Origin of the sequence: Vibrio sp. 10N.222.46.A1, assembly GCF_041473595.1 — a bacterium.
Taxonomy (GTDB): domain Bacteria; phylum Pseudomonadota; class Gammaproteobacteria; order Enterobacterales; family Vibrionaceae; genus Vibrio; species Vibrio tasmaniensis_A.
On sequence record NZ_JBFRSN010001338.1, the window covers coordinates 1 to 687 of the forward strand.

General features: G+C 40.8%; 1 protein-coding gene and 1 pseudogene. Both read left to right on the forward strand.

Annotated features, from left to right (window positions below):
• Nucleotides 1-284, forward strand: a pseudogene (locus AB4496_RS26440) (PLP-dependent aminotransferase family protein); the annotation flags it as partial.
• Nucleotides 285-459: 175 nt separating this feature from the next.
• The coding region (locus AB4496_RS26445; protein WP_198595371.1) for a cytochrome ubiquinol oxidase subunit I at nt 460-687 on the forward strand (228 nt) is incomplete at its 3' end.

A 687-nucleotide genomic window follows, 5' to 3' on the forward strand; every position in this document is an offset into this window, starting at 1 on the left:
ATATAGCACTTCTCGAATCCAGTTTGCCTACGAGTGCTCTGATTCATAAAAGCCAAGGTGGTTATTTCCTTTGGATAGAGCTGCCTCATTCTGTTTGTGTAGAGAGGCTTTATGAGCGAGCACTTGAAAACAACATCTCTGTTGCGCCGGGAATTATATTCAGCAGCGACAAAAAGTTCTCTCATCATATTCGTCTCAATTGTTCGTACGCTTGTGACGACAAAATAGCAGAAGCCATTCGTACACTAGGTAGTTTGATTCAGACCATGGAATCACAAGCCTAAGTCGTTAGTCGATCCTCGACTATGTTTACTTGAAATCTAGCTTGTCACTCGTCGGATAATTCAACCTGTTCTGTTTTTTAACATTCAATCTGTTCTAGTTTGGTTTGTTCAAACTGTGCTGAAATACGCTCCAATTCTTAATATGAAATCCATCATTATGATGTTTGGAGCTTAAATGTTTGATGTAGTTGAATTGTCGCGTTTACAGTTTGCGCTAACCGCTATGTTTCACTTTCTCTTTGTCCCGTTAACTATTGGTATGTCTTGCTTATTGGCGATCATGGAGTCGATCTATGTGCTTACCGGTAAGCAAATCTATCAGGACATGACTCGCTTTTGGGGCAAACTTTTTGGTATTAACTTCGCCTTAGGTGTCACGACCGGATTAACCATGGAGTTCCAG